Below are 15,550 nucleotides of genomic sequence, written 5' to 3' on the forward strand. Positions count from 1 at the left end.
TTTTAACGTTACTGTGTTGTAAAGATTTCAAATCCATAGTAGGCCTCCTCTTCGTGCTCCGAAATATCCAGGCCTTTCATTTCGTCCTCCTTGTTGACCCGAAGTATGCCGAACGCTTTCAGTATAAGGAAAAGCACAAGCATGGTTCCAAATCCCCAGAGCGGAATAACCGTTGAGCCGATGAGCTGCGCCACCATGGGCTTGCCGCCGAAAATCCATGCGGCGATACCGCCCCAGATTCCGTTCAGTCCGTGAACAGGCCATGCACCGACAGGGTCGTCGATTTTCAGCATATCGAGCAGTTTGATGCCGAGTACGACCAGCACGCCACCGATGGCGCCGATAACCAGAGATTCGTTATAGGTGACGGCATCGCAGTTCGCCGTGATGGCAACAAGACCGGCCAGCATGCCGTTGAGAGCCATGGTCAGATCGGGTTTCTTGAAAAGAATCCAGGCGAACATCATGGCTATCACCGAACCTGCACACGCGGCAAGGGTGGTGTTGGTGGCAATCATCATGACGGCATTGGTGTTGTCACCGCCGACGACGGCGAGCTGACTGCCGGGGTTGAAGCCGTACCAGCCGATCAGGAGAATGAAGACACCGAGCGTGCTGAGCGCAAGGTTGTGGCCGGGCATGGCGTTCGGAGAACCGTCGGCGTTGAATCTTCCGATACGCGGGCCGAGCACGATCGCTCCGGCAAGACCTGCGAACCCGCCAAGCGCGTGAACCAGCAGGGAACCGGCAAAGTCATGGAACCCGAGCGTGTTCAGCCAGCCGCCGCCCCATTTCCAGAAACCGCTCAGCGGATAAACGAGGCCGCTGATCACTGCGGAATAAATCAGGTACGACTTGAACTGCATTCTCCCGGCAACCGCACCGGAAACAATGGTTGCTGCCGTGGCGGCAAAGGCTACCTGAAAGAGGAAGTCAACTGCCGGGTAGAGGTTTCCTCCGGCGACTTCGGGTGACGCGGCACTGATTCCTGTTCCTCCGAATCCGAACCAGCCGCCGGCGAACATTTCGCCGGGATACATCAGGCCGTAGCCGATGAAGTAGAATAGAATTGCGCCGACCGCCATGTCCATAAGGTTCTTGAAGAGAATGTTGACGGTGTTCTTTGCTGCGTTGAGGCCTGTTTCAACCAGCGCGAATCCCGCCTGCATGAACAGGACGAGTACGGCGGAAATCATGAGAAAGAAATTGTCAATCGCATAGGCGTTGACGGCATCTGCCGAAGGCTCCGCTGCAAAAAGCGGCGGGCTGAACACCGCGGCACCGAGAAGAGCGCCAGCAAGGAGCATCCTGGGCTTCAGTTTAAGACGTTTCATACCGATGACTGTTTACTGTTTGAAAGACTGTTACTGCTGTTTCCAACGAAAATTCTTTTTTGAATTTCTGATTAAATATAAAATAATGACGCAAATATACAAATAAGTAGTAATTATTTAATTCAAAATACGCATAAGCTTAAATAATTAAGCCTATACATCGGGTGGTTGCGGAGTTGCCGGGGTCAGGGCAGAATGGTAAATTCAGCAGGTGTCATGAATTTCGTTCACATGTCGTCCGTTCGATGAAAAACCATACTGTCGTTTTGAAAAGCAGGGGTGAAGAGTTTGCCGCCCTTCAGCAGGCGTTGGTTTTATTCGGATTCGAAGCCGGATACAGTGCAGGATTTATCTCGACGCTGGAGCTGACATTCAAGGAGGCGTTTCTTAATGCCGTAATGCACGGGAACCATGAAAACGAATCGCTTCCGGTTACCGTATCCCTCAATGCCGAATCTGGCGGAAATCTGCTTGAGGTAACCTTCAGGGACTGCGGCCCCGGCTTTCAGCCGGACGATCTTCCGGATCCTACAACTCCCGATCGACTGCATATAACATCGGGTCGAGGGGTGCACCTGATCCGGAGCTATGCCGAAATTGCGGATGCCCGAGCCGATGCTTCGGGCTTTTCACTCACCTTGCGTTATGTTCCCTGCTGATTTTTCTTAATTAAACCGGTACACTACAACGATATGGATATTTCGAAAAGCGCTGCATGGAACGCCCTGCAGCTTCACAGAGAGGAACTTGAGCCGGTTGCCTTGCGCATGCTGTTTCAGGAGGACCCGTCGAGGTTCGAGAGTTTTTCGTTGAGGCAGGGCTCGCTTCTTCTTGACTACTCGAAAAACCGGATCACTTCGCGTACGATGGAGCTGCTCGTTGACCTTGCCCGTACTGCGGGGGTCGAAGAGAAGCGGCGGCGGATGTTCGAGGGAGAGCCGATCAATCTTACGGAAAACAGGGCCGTACTGCATACGGCATTGCGCAGGCCTCCGGGTTACACTCTTGTCGTGGACGGGCTCGATGTGCCCGGAGAGGTGACCGGCGTGCTCCGGCAGATGCAGGAGTTTTCGGAAAAGGTTATTTCCGGAACATGGAAAGGGTTTACCGGAAAACGGATAACCGATGTGGTCAATATCGGTATCGGGGGTTCCGATCTTGGACCTTATATGGTTACCGAAGCTCTCAAGCCGTTCGCGCATGGAAAGATCGCTGTGCATTTCGTTTCCAATATCGACGGAACGCATATCAGCGAGACCCTGAAAAAGGTTGATCCCGAAACAACCCTGTTCATTATTGCCTCAAAAACATTCACGACGCAGGAAACCCTTACCAATGCCCTGAGTGCACGGGCCTGGTTTCTCTCCTTTGCCGCGGATGAACGGCACATCGCCCGACATTTTGCTGCCGTGTCCACAAACAGGGAGAAGGTCGCGGAATTCGGTATCGACCTGTCGAGCATGTTCAGATTCTGGGACTGGGTCGGGGGCAGGTATTCGCTGTGGTCCTCGATAGGCCTCTCCATAGCCCTCTATCTTGGCTTCGAAGGTTTTTCGGAGCTGCTCGCGGGCGCTCATGCCATGGATGAGCATTTCCGCAATGCGCCGCTTGAAGAGAATATGCCGGTCATCATGGCGCTTCTCGGAGTCTGGTACAACAACTTTTTCAATGCCGGCTCTCACGCCGTGATTCCTTACGATCAGTATCTGCACCGTTTTCCAGCCTATCTGCAGCAGCTCGATATGGAAAGCAACGGCAAACGGGTCGATTGCGACGGTATGACTGTAGGGTATGCTACCGGTCCGGTCATCTGGGGCGAGCCCGGCACCAATTCCCAGCACGCCTTTTTCCAGCTTCTGCATCAGGGCCCGGGCTTCATTCCCGCTGACTTTATCGTGCCGCTGAAGAGCCAGAACCCGCTGGGGGAACATCACGATATGCTTATAGCGAACTGTTTTGCCCAGACAGAGGCGCTGATGAGGGGGAAAACCGGGGATGAGGCTCGCGAAGAGCTTGAAAGGGCGGGTTTCGATGCCGATGCCATAGCGATGCTCGTGCCGCACAAGGTTTTTCCGGGAAACCGTCCGACAAACACGCTGCTTTTCGACGAACTCGATCCCTTCTCGATAGGCAACCTGATCGCTCTCTATGAGCACAAGGTTTTCGTGCAGGGTGTCGTGTGGCAGATCAACTCGTTCGACCAGTGGGGGGTGGAACTCGGCAAGCAGCTTGCCAGGGCGATTCTTCCCGAACTGCAGGCAGAAGGTGGGGTGTGTGGCCATGACGGTTCAACCAACGCCCTGATCAACCTCTATCGCGAAAAACGTCAGAAGCTTTCCTGAACGCTGAATTCTTCGATGTAGTGTCCAAGATTCGGGCTGCGGAGTAACCTGTTCTCCCTGTCGATCAGGATAAATGCTGCCGAAGGGTCCTGCAGGATTACCTGCAGGGCCTTTTTGTTGCCCATGATGAAGAATGCCGTCGCATAAGCGTCGGCTTTTGCCGGATCATCGGAAAAAACCGTTGCACTTTTCAACCCTTCGGACGGATAGCCGGTTTTCAGGTCGATGATGTGATGGTACCGTTTTCCCCTCCAGGTGAAATAGTTTTCATAGTCGCCGCTTGTGGCAATGCCGCACGGTTTTTTCACCCTGAAGGCAACAACCGGCCTCTCTTCCTGTGCATCAGGATTTTTTATTCCTGATGTCCATAATCCCCCTTTTTTTCGACCGCTGACATAGAGATCGCCTCCGGCATTGATGATGAAGTTCGTGATGCCGTGCCTGCGCAGCACCTCACCGGCCTGCCATGCGGCATAGCCCTTTGCAATGCCGCCGAAACCGATTTTCATGCCTTCTTTTTTCAGAAAGAGGGTTCGCCTTAGCGTATCGAGTTCAATCTGCCGATAATCGACCTTTGCTTTTGCCTTGGCGATGCTGTCTGCGGAAGGCGGAATTTTCCGGTTTTTAACGTTCCAGAGCTTTCCGAGCGGGAGGAAGGTGACGTCGAAAGCTCCATCAGTGATCCGGGCTATATCGAGAGCGGTAAGGGTGACGGTTACTACCGGTTGCGGAACGGCAACCTTCTCTTTTCCCGCTTTTTGTGCGACTTCTGAAACCGGACTTGTTTCCCGCCATTCGCTCAGGTCGGATTCCAGTTCCGAAATTTTGCGGAATGCCGCGTTGAACGCTTCACGGGTTTTTTCTTCATCGATATTCGTGGTTTCGGCTTTAATTTTCATGGCAGTGCCCATCAGCACCTTTTCCTGTTCGTACATGCGGAGATTTTCCTCCGGAGGGGCACAGGAGAAGAGCGGGAGGAGGCAGAAAATCAGGATCGTTCGAAGATGGGTGGAACGGGTCAGCATGAACAGATTGTATCTATGGTTGTCCGACAGAGCGGTTGATCGAAAATAAGAAAAAATGCAGGTCAATGTCAGGTTTACGGTTATTTTGATTGTATCTTGTTATATTAAAAATAGTTGGTGATAAAATAACCTGCGGGCTGCAAAGCAGGAGATATATCCGGCTGTGCCGGATGCCGTTATGTTTATGCATCTGATGATTATACGACCGGTGTGCAGCCCATATTTTCAGGAGTGGAATCGTGCTGTTTTACCTCTTGATGATCGGATTTGCCATTTCCGCCGCGGCTCCGTTTTTTTACAGGAGGTTTCGCGCTTTTTTCGGATGGATTGCTGTTTCGTTTCCGCTTTTTCTGTTTTTCAGCTTTTCTTCATTCTATCCGCGGATATCAGCAGGAGAGGTGCTCAGAGAAACCGTTTTCTGGGTTCCCTCCCTGGGGATAAACCTTTCGTTTCTTCTCGACGGGCTGAGTTTTACGTTTGTTCTGATCATAACCCTCGTCGGTGCGGCTGTGTTTCTGTATGCCGGAACCTATATGAAGCACTATGAGCATGCCGCACGCTTTTTCGTCTATATAGGTCTGTTTATGACCTCGATGCTCGGTCTCGTGCTTTCAGACAACATTGCGGCCATGTTCGTTTTCTGGGAGCTGACCAGCATAAGTTCGTTTCTTTTGATCGGGTTCAGCCACCATAAAGAGCAGTCGAGAAAATCCGCCATACAGGCGCTGCTTGTAACCGGCGGAGGGGGATTGGCGCTTCTTGCCGGACTTATTCTTCTTTCGGGCATATCCGGTACGATGGAGATCTCCGAACTCTACCCGCAGCACGCCATGATCGTCTCGTCTCCGCTCTATCCTGCAGCAGCGTTGCTTGTCATGATCGGGGCGTTCACGAAATCCGCCCAGTTCCCCTTTCATTTCTGGCTTCCCAATGCCATGGAGGCACCGACGCCGGTAAGTGCCTATCTGCATTCCGCAACGATGGTTAAAGCGGGAATCTACCTTCTTGCAAGGATGAACCATGTGCTTGGCGGGACTGCGCTCTGGCAGGACAGCCTGCTTGTTGTCGGAGCGGTTACGATGGTGTGTTCCGCCCTGCTCGCCTTCAATCAGATGGACCTTAAAAAACTGCTGGCCTATTCCACCCTGAGTGTTCTCGGGACCCTCACCATGATGATCGGCATCGGATCCAGGCTGGCCATAAAAGCCTTTTTCATCTACCTGATCGCGCATTCGCTCTATAAAGGCACGCTTTTTCTCGTTGCAGGAACCATCGACCATGCCGCAGGCACCAGAGACGCCGGTGTGCTGGGTGGACTGGGCAGGGCGATGCCGTTCACAATGGCTACGGCAATACTTGCATCATTTTCAATGATGGGCGTCATACCGCTTGTAGGTTTTATCGGAAAGGAGACGCTCTATGCCTCGATTCTCGAACTGGAGGAGTGGGGCCGGTATCTCATAGCCGCGGCAGTCGTCGCAAACGGGCTGCTTGTCATGATTACCCTTGTTGCAGGTATAAGACCTTTTTTCGGTTCCATGCGCCGGTTGCCCTCTGTTCCGCACGAAGCGCCCTTTGCCATGCTTGCCGGACCGGCTTGTCTTGCCTTTTTCGGTCTGCTGGCCGGGTTGTTCCCTGATTTTTTCATGGGAGCGATGCTCGACAGGCTCGCTTCCAGCGTGCTTGCCGATACGCTCACCTTCAGGATCAAGCTCTGGCACGGGTTCAATGAGGTGCTGTTTCTGAGTTTCCTGACGCTGCTGTGCGGCATGCTGTTTTACGCTGCCCGGGTGAAATTGCTGCCTTACCTTGAAGGACGCCATATTCCGCCCGTCCTGAAGCCCTCTTCATGGTATGATGCCGCCCTTGCGGGCATGCTGAAGGTTGCCAGGTGGCAGACCCGGATGCTGCAGAACGGCAGTCTTCGCAATTATATAACGATCATTGTCGTTACGGCGGTTGCGCTTGGCGTTTCGGCCCTTGCGGGAAGTTTTTCCGCATTTCCTGAAATTCCTGCACTCGATGTCACCTTCTATGAGGTTGCCATCGTCTCGATCATTCTGGTATCGATTCTGGTGCTGATCACCTCCTCATCGAGACTTAAAGCCGTTATCACTCTTGGTGTGACAGGGTTCTCGATAGGCATCATTTTCATCCTGTACGGGGCGCCTGATCTTGCTCTTACCACGTTCGCCATCGAGACGCTTGGCGTCATCCTGTTCGTTCTGGTACTCTATCGGCTGCCCCGTTTTACATCGTATTCCACAACGGCATCCCGGGTGAGGGATGCCGTAATAGCCTTTGTTTTCGGCATTTTCATGGCGCTCATGGTGCTGTTTACGGTTTCAGGGGAGCTGGATTCCGGTCTTAAACGTTATTTTGCAGGCGCGAGCCTGCCTGAAGGGAAGGGGCGGAATATCGTCAATGTCATCCTCGTCGATTTCAGGGCTATCGACACGCTTGGTGAAATAACCGTTCTTGCCGTTGCGGCCATTGGGGTGTTCGCCATGCTGAAACTTGCGTTGAAAGGAGGGAGCCGATAATGTATTCCATCATACTCGCCACAGCTTCCAGGTATCTGCTTCTGCTTCTGCAGATGTTTTCCCTGTTTCTGCTTTTCAGGGGTCACAACGAGCCCGGAGGAGGGTTTGTGGGAGGGCTTGTGGCGGCAGCGGCTTATGCCCTGTATTTTATCGCCAATGGCATCGCCGAGGCTGAGAAACTGCTGAAAGTCGATCCGTTTTATCTGATCGCAGCAGGTCTTCTGCTTGCCGTATCGAGCACGATGCCATCCCTTGCGGCCGGAATGAATGTCATGACGGGTATCTGGTTCGATACGGGTACGGCCTTGTTCGGAAAAGTGGGCACACCGCTTGTTTTCGATACAGGGGTCTATTTTCTTGTGCTTGGAGTAACCCTGAAAATCATTTTTTCGCTTGCCGAGGGAGACCTGCAATGACGTTGCTCTTAGCGCTTGTAATAGGATGCCTCTATGCTGCCGGGATTTTTCTGATTCTGAGGAGGAATATGGTCAAGGTTATCTTCGGGCTTATTCTGCTCGCTCATGCCGCCAATCTCCTGATTTTCACTGTCGGCCGGCTGACCAAGGGGATTCCTGCATTCGTTCCCGAAGGGTCCGGCATGCTGACGGGCCGTTTCGCCGACCCGCTCCCCCAGGCGTTGATTCTCACGGCGATCGTTATCGGCTTCGGCGTTCAGGCATTCACCATAGTGCTTTTCAAGCGCACCTGGCTGACACTTGGCACCGAGGATCTTGACATGATGAAGACAACCGATGAACCGCCAAAGGAGTGAGGGGTGAAGCAGATTCTCATTATTCCCATACTCTTTCCGCTTTTGAGCGCGATCACGATGCTGTTTTTCCGCCGTTCCGTAGCGACCCAGCGCATTATCAGCATCCTGTCGTCCTTTCTGCTGCTTGCCGTTGCGGGCGGGCTTCTCGCTGCCGTCATATCAGAGGGCATGCTTACGCTGCAGGTCGGAGGCTGGAGGGCTCCGTTCGGTATCACGCTTGCCGCTGATCTGCTTTCGGCCGTCATGGTTGCAGCTTCCGCTCTGATCGGGCTGACCACCGTGCTCTACTCCCTGGCCACGATCGATCGGGAACGCGAAAGGTTTTTTTATTATCCGCTTCTTCAGTTGCTCATGATGGGCATCAACGGAGCGTTCCTGACCGGCGATGTCTTCAACCTCTATGTCTGGTTCGAAGTCATGCTCATCTCTTCGTTCGTACTGCTCGTGCTTGGCGGTACTCCGGTCCAGCTCGAAGGTGCGATAAAATATGTCACCATCAACCTGCTCTCCTCATCGGTGTTTCTTGCCGCGGCAGGTATTCTGTACGGTATGGCGGGAACCCTCAATATGGCCGATCTTGCCCGGATAACTCCGTATCTTCCTCAACAGAATCTGCTGGCCGTCGTTTCGGTTCTGTTCATGATAACGTTCGGAGTGAAAGCGGCAGTTTTCCCCCTTTTTTTCTGGCTTCCGGCCTCTTATCACACGCCGCCGGTTGCGGTTTCGGCGATTTTTGCCGGATTGCTCACCAAGGTCGGCGTCTATGCCCTGATCCGTTTTTTCACGACGATCTTTTCGCATGAAGCCGTTTTCATCAATGAAGTGCTACTTGCCGCTTCGGCTTTGACCATGCTCAGTGGCGTGCTCGGTGCGGCTGCACAGTACGACTTCCGCAGATTGCTCTCCTTTCATATCATCAGCCAGATCGGGTATATGATTTTCGGGCTCGCCCTGCATTCGCCGCTTGCCATTGCCGGCGCGCTGTTCTATATCGTGCACAACATCATAGCCAAAACAAACCTGTTCTACGTCAGCGGCATCGTAGAACGCATCACCGGGACCTATGACCTGAAAAAGGCCGGAGGGGTGTATGCCGCTCATCCGGTCATCGGCATGCTGTTTCTCATTCCCGCACTCGCTCTTGCCGGAATTCCTCCGCTTTCGGGATTCTGGGCTAAATTCGTCATCATAAAAGCGGGTTTCCAGGCCGGTGAGTATGCTGTTACCGGTATCGCGCTGCTGGTCGGCCTGCTGACGCTGTTTTCGATGATGAAAATCTGGAACGAAGCTTTCTGGAAGGATTTGCCGCAGCCTCAGGTCGAAGGCAACCGCTATGAAACGATGGGCTTCGGACGCAGGCTTCTTCTTTTTTCGCCCGTTGTCGTGCTCGGTCTCGTGACCGTGCTTCTCGGAGTCTTTTTCGAGCCGGTTTTTCGCCTGGCAGAAACTGCGGCAGCACAGCTGCTTGACACGCAGGCATACATCACGCCTGTACTCGGGAGAATGGAATGAACCATCTGCTTTACAACATTCTTCTGGCCATCGCATGGACGCTGCTTACGGGAGAAGCGACCATTCCTTCTTTTACCGCTGGTCTGGTCATCGGCTATCTGCTTCTATGGATATCGCGTCCGGCATTGGGAGGGGAGGCGTACTTCAGAAAGATCCCGCTCGTTTTCATGTTCATGCTTTTTTTCATCAAGGAACTGGTCATTGCCAATCTCAAGGTCGCTTTCGATATTCTGACGCCGAAAGATTACATGGAACCGGGGATCATCGCTTTTCCTCTCGATGCCAGGACGGATATGGAGATTACGCTTTTTGCCAATCTGCTGACGCTCACTCCCGGTACGCTCAGTCTCGACGTCTCTCCGGACAGAAAAACGCTCTATGTTCATGCGCTGTACGTCAGGAATGCCGATGCATTCCGCAAGGAGCTGAAAGAAGGTCTTGAAAAACGATTACTCGATGTGCTGAGATGAATATCATTGATCTGTCGGTGGATACGGCGGTGGCCCTTATCGGCCTCTCCATTCTGATCATTTTCATGCGACTGGTCATTGGCCCTTCGATAGCCGACCGGGTGGTGGCGCTCGATCTTCTCTCGGCGAACGCCATCGCATTCATAGCGGTTTATTCCATTAAGAACGATTCGACAACATTTCTTGACGTAGGCATCATCGTCGCCATTCTCGCTTTTCTTGGAACGGTGGCGTTCGCTTTTTATCTCGGAAAGGGGAAAAAACAATGAGAGAGACAGCCGGAGGCATACTGCTGCTGCTGGGCACGTTTTTTATTCTGATTTCGGCTATCGGGATTTTCAGAATGCCCGATCTCTACACCAGAATGTCCGCCACGACGAAGGCCTCGACGCTCGGTATCGGCCTCGTGCTTGCGGGCACGGTTCTCTACTGGTTCGATATCGCCATAGCCGCACGTGCGATATCGATTATCGTGTTCCTGTTCCTGACCGCTCCCGTTGCTGCTCATATCATCGGCAGGGCGGCCTATTACGACGGGGTTCCGCTCTGGAAGCACACGAAAATCGACGAACTGGCCGAGGATATGAAAAACAGGGGTGAGGATTCGGAGTGAACCTGCAAATGCCCCGGCTGGTTGTGCGGGGCGTTTGCAGGCAAGCCGTGGTGGCTTATTTCACGAGACCTGAAAAGCCCATGAAGGCAAGCGAGAGGATCGCCGCGGATATGAGGCCGATCGGCACATTCCTGAAAGGCTTTGGAATATCGGCATCTTCAAGCCGTTCGCGGATGCCTGCAAAAATGACGATGGCCAGTATGAATCCGACGGCAGAAAAGAATGCGAAGAGCACCGAAAGGAGCAGGGAGTATTTCTCCTGGATTGCCAGCAGCGCCACGCCGAGAATTGCACAGTTGGTAGTGATGAGCGGCAGATAGATGCCCAGAGCGCTGTAGAGCGACTTGCTCACCTTTTTCAGGACAATTTCGACGAGCTGCACCAGTGAAGCGATTACCAGGATGTACATGACGGTCTGCATGAACTCGATCCTGTAGGGTACGAGTATGCCATAGTAGAGCACATAGGTGATGGCCGTCGATATGGTCATTACGAAGGTGACGGCAAAACCCATTCCGAGAGCGGTGTCGAGTTTTTTCGAAACACCCAGATAGGGGCAGATGCCGAGAAATCGGGCAAAAACCACATTGTTGACAAATACCGCGCTGACGATAACAAGCAGATATTCGGTCATGCTGCAGCTCCTTTTTTCTTTTCGAGGGCGTTCATCAGGGCGATAATGGCTCCGAGGCTTGCAAAAGCACCGGGCGGAAGGGCGAAGACGAGTACCGTGGATGCGTCTTCACCGACAAGGGGGATATTGAAGAATGTTCCCGCACCGAGAATCTCCCGGATGGAGGAGAGCAGGAGCAGCGAGAGCGTGAAGCCGGCTCCCATGCCGATGGCGTCGAGCATCGAGTGCCAGAGGCCCGAACGGCTGGCAAAGGCTTCGGCCCTTCCGAGAATGATGCAGTTGACCACGATCAGCGGAATGAAGATACCGAGCGACTGGTTCAGTTCGGGCGAGAATGCCTTGATGAGCATATCGACAATGGTGACGAAGGTTGCGATGATCAGCACGAAGGAGGGGATGCGTACCGTATCGGGTATGAGCTTCGAGGTTAGCGAGATGACCATGTTCGAGCCGAGCAGCACGAAGGTTGTCGCAAGGCCCATGCCCAGCCCGTTGACCGCCGAGGTGGTGACGGCAAGCACGGGGCAGAGACCGAGCAGCATTTTCGTGACCGGATTCTCCTGAATCAGTCCGCGCGTGAGAATATTCAGCGATTCTTTCATTGTTCGGCAGTATTGGAATAGTGTTCGTTGATCTGTTCGAGCCCGTTCTGCACTGCATCGGTTATGGCTCGTGAGGATATGGTTGCCGCGGTCAGTTCATCGACAAACCCGCCGTCTTTTTTTACTTTCCAGACGCTGCCCTCCAGAATTTTTTCATGAAACTGCTTCCGGAATTTCGGTTTGTCTATTTTGTCGCCGAGGCCGGGGGTCTCAAGATGCGAAAGCACCTTGTAGTCGATAACCCGGTGTTCGGGCGACACGCCAAGCAGGATTTCTATGGTGCCTCCGTACCCTTTGTCGGTATCGGCCTCGACGGCAATGCCCCTGAGGGTGTTTTCGCTGTCATAGACCTCATAAAAAACACTTTTTCCCTTCGTAACGGTTTTCATACCGTGAACCCTGAAGGGGAAAATCTGTTCGATTGCCTTGCGTTTCATTTCGGCTTTTGCCGCAGCAATCGGTTCACGGGTATAGTCGCTTACAGTTGCCAGAAGCGCTGCGCTTATCAGGGCTGCCAGGGTAAGAAAGATGACGGGTCTCATACTGCTTTGACGGACTGTTGTTTTTTAGCCTTGATTTCGCTGACGTCCCATCTGTCGAGGAGGGGAACGAGGGCGTTCATGATAAGGATGGCAAAGGAGACCCCCTCGGGATAACCGCCCCAGAGGCGGATAATGGCGGTCAGCACTCCACAGCCGATACCGAAGATGATCTGGCCCCTGAGCGAAAGGGGGCTTGTGACCATGTCTGTGGCCATGAAGAATGCTCCGAGCACCAGGCCGCCGGTAAGCAGGTGAAAGAGCGGTGATGCGTAGCTGAGCGGATCAAGGAGATGAAAAATTCCGGTAAAGAGCATCGTCGCTCCGATAAAGGTGACCGGAATGTGCCAGGTTATATACTTTTTGTAGAGCAGCCAGCCCGCACCGGGCAGCAGGGCCAGTATCGAGGTTTCTCCAAGGCTTCCAGGCCTTATGCCGTAAAAGGCGTCGAGCATGTTGAAATCGGCAAGGGCCTGGAGCCCGTCGGTTTTCAGAATGCCGAGCGGCGATGCAGCCGTCTGCATATCGACGGAAAAGGGTACCTGCCACTCGGTCATTGCTGCAGGAAAAGAGATCAGCAGGAAAACCCGTGCGACAAGCGCCGGATTGAAAATATTGAAGCCCAGACCGCCGAAGAGGTGTTTTGCCACGACGATGGCCACAAATGCGCCCATGATGATCATCCAGAGCGGCAGACCTGAAGGCACATTAAGGGCGAGGAGCTGTCCTGTCACCAGGGCGCTGCCGTCGAGATATTCAGACGGTTTTTTCCGGATTTTATCGATTGCCCACTCAAAACAGATCGAACTGACAATGGCTACCGCCGTCACCAGCAGTGTCCTCCATCCGAAAAAATAGACCGAGACGAGCGTTGCCGGCAGAAGCGCAGCGGCGACGTTGTACATGACCGACTCGATGGAGTCTTTCGAACGGACAAAGGGCGCGTAGGAAACTTTAAGCTTGAGTGGTTCCATGTGTTCGGTGATATCTGATACGGTTAGGCGGATTGACGTTGTTTGCGTTTACCTGCGAGCGTTTTGGCGAACCTGATCCAGTGAACCAGTTCCCGTTTCGACGGGCAGACATAGGAGCAGCTGCCGCACTCCGTGCAGTTCGACATGCCGTACAGTTCAATGGATTCGAAGTCGCGAAGCTGGGCGGTGTTGGCCAGCAGCCAGGGCTGCAGGTTCTGCGGACAGGCAGAGATGCAGCGGCTGCAGCGGATGCAGGTTTTTTCACCCGATTTCTCGAGCCCGATGTTGTTGATGAACAGAATGCCGGACGTGGTTTTCGTGACCGGAACATCGAGTGAAAACTGCGCCTTGCCCATCATGGGGCCGCCGGTTATCACCTGGTTGGTCTTTTCCGTCATGCTGCCGCAGAATGCCGCGATTTCTGAAAACTTCGTGCCGACCAGCACCCGGATATTGCGGGCAGAGCGGATCTCCATTCCCGACACCGTGACCACCCGATCAATAAGGGGCCTGTTTCTGCAGACCGCGTCGAAAATTGCAACGGCGGTGCCGATATTATGGACCAAACACCCCTTGTCGAAAGGAAGTTCTCCTTCGTTGACGGTTCTGCCGGTTATGGCGTCGATCAGCTGTTTTTCAGCCCCCTGGGGGTATTTCGTTTCAAGGGTGACAATCTCTATGCCTTTCGGTTCGGCGTGTTTTTTCAGTGCCGCGACGGCATCCGGCTTGTTCGATTCAATACCGATAACGGCACGGGCTTTTCCCTGAAAGAGATGTGTGATGATTTCGAGCCCCTTGACGATGGCTTCCGGCTCTTCGACCATGACCCGGTGATCCGCGGTGAGAAACGGTTCACACTCCGCACCGTTGAGAATGACGGTGTCGATGGTTTTATCTTTCGGCGGAGAGAGTTTGACGCCGGAAGGGAAGCCTGCTCCTCCCATGCCCACAACGCCCGCATCGGTGATCCGTCTGAGGATTTCCTCTTTCGAAAGCGTTTTCCAGTCGATTTCGGGAGTGTTGAGCCCTTCCTGCCACTTGTCCAGGCCGTCCGGAGTAATAAACACGGTCATCGAATACTGTCCGCCCGGATGGGGATGCGGTTTAACCGCCCTGATTTTTCCGCTTGTCGGAGCATGGACATTTGCCGAAATGAAGCCGTCGGCAGTGCCGATCAGCTGCCCTTTTCCGACCTCGTCGCCAACCTTTACAACCGGTTTTGCCGGTTTGCCGAGGTGCTGGCTCATCGATACGGCCAGTTCCGGGGGAAGCGGCATGACTTCAACGGCTTTTCCGCTGGTCAGTTTCTGTTCCGGGGGGTGAATTCCACCTGTCTTGAAGGTCTTCATTTACGACGCTTTTTTTGATTTCACGCTATCCAGGTCGCGCACCCTCAGGATGCAGTTCACCTTTGTCGGGCATACTTCAATGCACTTGCCGCAGGAGGTGCATTTTTCCTGAATGATGGAGGCGAGGAAATTATCGATGACGATGGCCTGTTCCGGGCACTCCTTGACACATTTCTGGCAGGCGGTACAGCCTGCATCGCAGGCCTTGCGTGTATCGGCTCCGCGGTCGTGCGAACTGCAGGCGATGAAATACCGTTCGGTTTTTTTCTCCTGCATGGCAAGCACCCCGTAGGGACAGGCCGGTATGCAGGCCCCGCAGCCGGTGCAGAGCTCCCTGTCGATGACCACCAGTCCGTTTTCGATGCGCATGGCGTTGAAATCGCAGTACGCGATGCAGGAGCCGAGACCGATACAGGCAAAGCGACACTGCTTGGTGCCTGCAAATGTCTGGGCTGCAGCCCAGCAGTCCTGGATGCCGAGATATTGAGCGCTTTCACGGGCATTGCCGTTATGGCCCTGGCAGAGCACGACACAGGTTACCGGTTTCGGTTCAGCCATGGTTATGCCGAGCGCCGTACCGAGCTTCGAAGCCAGTTCACCTCCTCCGACAGGGCAGGTCATTGCCGGATTTCTTGTTCTGACAAGCTCTTCGGCGAACTGGTTGCAGCTCGGAAAGCTGCAGGCCCCGCAGTTAACGCCCGGCAGGAGTGCGTTGATCATGCTGACGGTCGGATCTTCGGCGACAAAGAATTTCCTGGAAACGAAGAGGATGATGATGCCGAGCACAAGCGCCAGGGAGCCGAGACTTGCTACAGCAGGAATAAATGTTTCACTGTACATG

The 15,550-nt window shown here is 53.7% G+C and carries 17 protein-coding genes; 9 read left to right on the top strand and 8 right to left on the bottom strand.

Annotation, left to right across the window (positions count from 1 at the left end):
• Window positions 1–8: 8 nt before the first annotated feature.
• Window positions 9–1,334, bottom strand: a complete 1,326-nt coding sequence (locus K9G39_RS04500; RefSeq protein WP_292003740.1) for an ammonium transporter — start codon at window positions 1,332–1,334, stop codon at window positions 9–11.
• 245 nt (window positions 1,335–1,579) lie between these two features.
• Between K9G39_RS04500 and K9G39_RS04505 the strand changes: the two genes are divergently transcribed.
• Window positions 1,580–1,993, top strand: coding sequence for an ATP-binding protein (locus tag K9G39_RS04505; RefSeq protein WP_292003741.1), 414 nt, complete (start codon window positions 1,580–1,582; stop codon window positions 1,991–1,993).
• Between the two features lie 33 nt (window positions 1,994–2,026).
• The gene (gene pgi / locus K9G39_RS04510; RefSeq protein ID WP_292003742.1) at window positions 2,027–3,676 is read left to right on the top strand and encodes a glucose-6-phosphate isomerase; all 1,650 of its coding nucleotides are present in this window, start codon (window positions 2,027–2,029) and stop codon (window positions 3,674–3,676) included.
• Here pgi and K9G39_RS04515 read toward each other — a convergent pair.
• Entirely contained in the window at window positions 3,661–4,701 is a 1,041-nt protein-coding gene (locus tag K9G39_RS04515; RefSeq protein ID WP_292003743.1) for an FAD:protein FMN transferase, read from the bottom strand. The two genes, pgi and K9G39_RS04515, sit on opposite strands and share 16 nt — an antisense overlap.
• 239 nt (window positions 4,702–4,940) lie before the next feature.
• Between K9G39_RS04515 and K9G39_RS04520 the strand changes: the two genes are divergently transcribed.
• The 7 genes from K9G39_RS04520 to mnhG are packed head-to-tail and all read left to right on the top strand — an operon-like array spanning window position 4,941 to window position 10,611.
• Entirely contained in the window at window positions 4,941–7,244 is a 2,304-nt protein-coding gene (locus K9G39_RS04520; protein WP_292003744.1) for a putative monovalent cation/H+ antiporter subunit A, read from the top strand.
• Complete coding sequence (locus K9G39_RS04525) at window positions 7,244–7,660, top strand: Na+/H+ antiporter subunit B (protein WP_292003745.1); 417 nt, start codon at window positions 7,244–7,246, stop codon at window positions 7,658–7,660. The genes K9G39_RS04520 and K9G39_RS04525 overlap by 1 nt, the downstream gene beginning before the upstream one ends.
• Window positions 7,657–8,016: a Na+/H+ antiporter subunit C gene (locus K9G39_RS04530; protein WP_292003746.1), complete on the top strand. Its 360-nt coding sequence runs from the start codon at window positions 7,657–7,659 to the stop codon at window positions 8,014–8,016. Before K9G39_RS04525 ends, K9G39_RS04530 begins: the two co-directional genes overlap by 4 nt.
• A 3-nt stretch (window positions 8,017–8,019) precedes the next feature.
• The gene (locus K9G39_RS04535) at window positions 8,020–9,528 is read left to right on the top strand and encodes a Na+/H+ antiporter subunit D (RefSeq protein ID WP_292003747.1); all 1,509 of its coding nucleotides are present in this window, start codon (window positions 8,020–8,022) and stop codon (window positions 9,526–9,528) included.
• Window positions 9,525–9,998 carry a Na+/H+ antiporter subunit E gene (locus tag K9G39_RS04540; protein ID WP_292003748.1) on the top strand — a complete coding sequence of 158 codons (474 nt, stop codon included), beginning with the start codon at window positions 9,525–9,527 and terminating at the stop codon, window positions 9,996–9,998. Before K9G39_RS04535 ends, K9G39_RS04540 begins: the two co-directional genes overlap by 4 nt.
• On the top strand, window positions 9,995–10,267 hold the full coding sequence (locus K9G39_RS04545) for a monovalent cation/H+ antiporter complex subunit F (RefSeq protein WP_292003749.1): 273 nt from the start codon (window positions 9,995–9,997) through the stop codon (window positions 10,265–10,267). Before K9G39_RS04540 ends, K9G39_RS04545 begins: the two co-directional genes overlap by 4 nt.
• The gene (gene mnhG, locus K9G39_RS04550; protein ID WP_292003750.1) at window positions 10,264–10,611 is read left to right on the top strand and encodes a monovalent cation/H(+) antiporter subunit G; all 348 of its coding nucleotides are present in this window, start codon (window positions 10,264–10,266) and stop codon (window positions 10,609–10,611) included. The genes K9G39_RS04545 and mnhG overlap by 4 nt, the downstream gene beginning before the upstream one ends.
• Before the next feature lie 55 nt (window positions 10,612–10,666).
• On the opposite strand, the gene rsxA is transcribed toward mnhG, so the two are convergent.
• The 6 genes from rsxA to K9G39_RS04580 are packed head-to-tail and all read right to left on the bottom strand — an operon-like array spanning window position 10,667 to window position 15,549.
• The gene (gene rsxA, locus K9G39_RS04555; protein WP_292003751.1) at window positions 10,667–11,245 is read right to left on the bottom strand and encodes an electron transport complex subunit RsxA; all 579 of its coding nucleotides are present in this window, start codon (window positions 11,243–11,245) and stop codon (window positions 10,667–10,669) included.
• A complete protein-coding gene (locus K9G39_RS04560) occupies window positions 11,242–11,847 on the bottom strand; it encodes an electron transport complex subunit E (RefSeq protein WP_292003752.1) in 606 nt (201 codons plus the stop codon). Before K9G39_RS04560 ends, rsxA begins: the two co-directional genes overlap by 4 nt.
• On the bottom strand, window positions 11,844–12,389 hold the full coding sequence (locus K9G39_RS04565) for an RnfABCDGE type electron transport complex subunit G (protein WP_292003753.1): 546 nt from the start codon (window positions 12,387–12,389) through the stop codon (window positions 11,844–11,846). Before K9G39_RS04565 ends, K9G39_RS04560 begins: the two co-directional genes overlap by 4 nt.
• On the bottom strand, window positions 12,386–13,360 hold the full coding sequence (locus K9G39_RS04570) for an RnfABCDGE type electron transport complex subunit D (protein WP_292003754.1): 975 nt from the start codon (window positions 13,358–13,360) through the stop codon (window positions 12,386–12,388). The genes K9G39_RS04565 and K9G39_RS04570 overlap by 4 nt, the downstream gene beginning before the upstream one ends.
• A 23-nt stretch (window positions 13,361–13,383) precedes the next feature.
• The gene (rsxC, locus tag K9G39_RS04575) at window positions 13,384–14,709 is read right to left on the bottom strand and encodes an electron transport complex subunit RsxC (RefSeq protein WP_292003755.1); all 1,326 of its coding nucleotides are present in this window, start codon (window positions 14,707–14,709) and stop codon (window positions 13,384–13,386) included.
• Window positions 14,710–15,549: a Fe-S cluster domain-containing protein gene (locus tag K9G39_RS04580; RefSeq protein WP_292003756.1), complete on the bottom strand. Its 840-nt coding sequence runs from the start codon at window positions 15,547–15,549 to the stop codon at window positions 14,710–14,712.
• Window position 15,550: the final 1 nt, after the last annotated feature.

The sequence above is a fragment of the Chlorobium sp. genome (assembly GCF_021740465.1).
Taxonomy (GTDB): Bacteria; Bacteroidota; Chlorobiia; order Chlorobiales; family Chlorobiaceae; genus Chlorobium.